We start from the raw sequence: 2196 nt of genomic DNA, 5'->3' as shown, positions 1-2196 counted from the left end.
ATAGGTATAGGTATAGGTGAGGTGGCTATTTTTCGGTGGAAGAGGTGAATGATTTTTTTAAAAGACTAAAGCTTCGTAAGGGAAGCTCTAGTCTTAATTGCTTTAATGCGAATCTTGTTCAGCGTTAAAGCGCACTTTCCAACTTAGTTAGGAAAGTCGCGATGTCTTTTGAACTGATATCTCTATGAGTAACAAAACGTACAGGGTTACCTGGTGACATTGTAATGCCTTGCTCTCCTAACTCCCGTGCGATACGGTTAATATCAATCGACTGATCTAACTTCGCAAACACAATATTAGTCTGAATGAAATCAGGGTTAACTGAGAAACCTTCTAACTTGCTTAGACCAATCGCTAGTTTTTTTGCGTTTTCATGGTCTACTTTAAGTTGAGCCACGTTCTCCGTGAGCGCCATTTTACCTGCTGCAGCAAGAATACCAGCCTGACGCATACCACCACCGACCATTTTACGCAATCGACGAGCTTTAGCGATGTACGCTTTGCTACCAAGAAGTAGAGAGCCAATCGGAGCACCCAAACCTTTTGATAAACAAATTGTCATCGAATCGAAGTGTTGTGCGATCTCTTTAATGTGAACATCTAGTGCAGCCGCCGCGTTATAGACACGCGCGCCATCTAAGTGCATTTGCAGGCCGTGTTGGTTTACGAACTCACGCGCTTCCGCTAGGTAAGAGACTGGCAGCACTTTACCATTGATTGTGTTTTCTAAACTAAGAAGCTTAGTACGAGCAAAGTGGCTGTCGTCTGGCTTAATCGCTGCAGCAAGCTTTTTAAAATCTAACGTGCCGTCAGGGTTGTTCTCGATTGGCTGAGGTTGAATCGAGCCTAATACTGCAGCGCCGCCAGCTTCGTATTTGTAGTTGTGCGCTTGTTGGCCACAAAGGTATTCGTCACCACGCTCACAGTGCGCCATTAAACCCAGTAGGTTGGCCTGTGTGCCGGAAGAAGTGAACATAGCCGCTTCAAAACCGGTTTCATTTGCAGCCCATTGTTCCAGTTCGTTGACGGTTGGGTCATCGCCATATACATCATCGCCTACTTCTGCATTTGCCATTACATCACGCATAGCTTGCGAAGGTTTAGTTACGGTGTCAGAACGAAAGTCCATGTTTCTCTCCTAGAGTACTTTAGGTAGTCATATAATTGGCTATAGATGGCCACATAGTTGGGCTTTGCTTAAACAAGCGATGGTTTTGGTATCGGTAATTTGATCGTTGCGAATTTTATGTTGCAGTTCTTCCAAGCTAAGTTCGATAACCTCTATTACTTCATCTTCATCACATTCAAAGCGGGTAGTAAGGCTTAAGTCTTTTGCGATGAACAAGTGTTGGATCTCATCACAGAAGCCAGCTAAAGGGGTAACTTGTCCCAAGCTCTGGAAATAAGTTGCACTGTAACCCGTTTCTTCTTCGAGTTCGCGTTGTGCACATTGAAGAGGTGTCTCATCAATTTCCATCGTGCCAGCAGGGAGTTCCAAAAGCCATTTTTTAAGAGAAGGACGAAACTGGTTAATGAGGATGATTTTTCCAGACGAAGTGATAGGAAGAATAACGGCCGCGCCGGGGTGGTTTATTGTTGTATGTTTTACCACGACGTTCGTAGGGAGCGTCACGTTCTCTTCTATAAGAGAAATACTTTTCCATTGATGGATAACTTTACTCATGCAATCTGGCCACTTTCCTTGCCAATTTTTCTTATAACTGAAGACGTGTACCACCATAACGTCTATGGTGTCGAAAATAAAAGAAAAATTAGGGTTAACAATAGATTTAGTTTCACACCATTCGTGATGCTACTCTCATAATTGGAATCTATGATTGCGCGAAAATTGCAGCTTAACCATCTGATATAAAGGCAACTAAATAATAAAAGATACTTGTAACAAAGTGCTAACAAATGTATAAAAACGTATCTACACTCTCAACTGTTCAAAGATTTTCGGAGTAACGCATGAACCCTTCTATTTCCTCACATGCTGACAAGGCGCTACTCTCTGAAAGAATCAATAAATTAGCGCATGCTCTCTCTGATGGCGTTTATGAAAGAGAAGACACCATTAAGCTTTGTTTACTGGCGGCTCTGGCTGGCGAAAGTGTGTTCCTATTGGGCCCTCCGGGTATCGCAAAAAGCCTTATCGCTAAACGCCTCATCCAGGCTTTTGACAACAGTAGCTAC

The 2196-nt window shown here is 43.1% G+C and carries 2 protein-coding genes and 1 pseudogene; 1 reads left to right on the top strand and 2 read right to left on the bottom strand.

The features are described 5' to 3' along the window. Positions 1 to 124 precede the first annotated feature (124 nt). Positions 125 to 1129: a low-specificity L-threonine aldolase gene (gene ltaE / locus AB4653_RS22475; protein ID WP_009845431.1), complete on the bottom strand. Its 1005-nt coding sequence runs from the start codon at positions 1127 to 1129 to the stop codon at positions 125 to 127. A gap of 39 nt (positions 1130 to 1168) precedes the next feature. Next, positions 1169 to 1684, bottom strand: a complete 516-nt coding sequence (locus AB4653_RS22470) for an NUDIX hydrolase (protein WP_009845430.1) — start codon at positions 1682 to 1684, stop codon at positions 1169 to 1171. 287 nt (positions 1685 to 1971) lie between these two features. Here AB4653_RS22470 and AB4653_RS22465 point away from each other — a divergent pair. Beyond that, positions 1972 to 2196: pseudogene (locus tag AB4653_RS22465) on the top strand (AAA family ATPase); the annotation flags it as partial.

It is taken from the genome of Vibrio sp. 10N.222.48.A3 (assembly GCF_041475345.1).
Lineage (GTDB): Bacteria > Pseudomonadota > Gammaproteobacteria > Enterobacterales > Vibrionaceae > Vibrio > Vibrio tasmaniensis_A.
The sequence above is the reverse complement of the archived record's forward strand: the minus strand, read 5'-3'. Positions and strand labels throughout refer to the sequence as shown.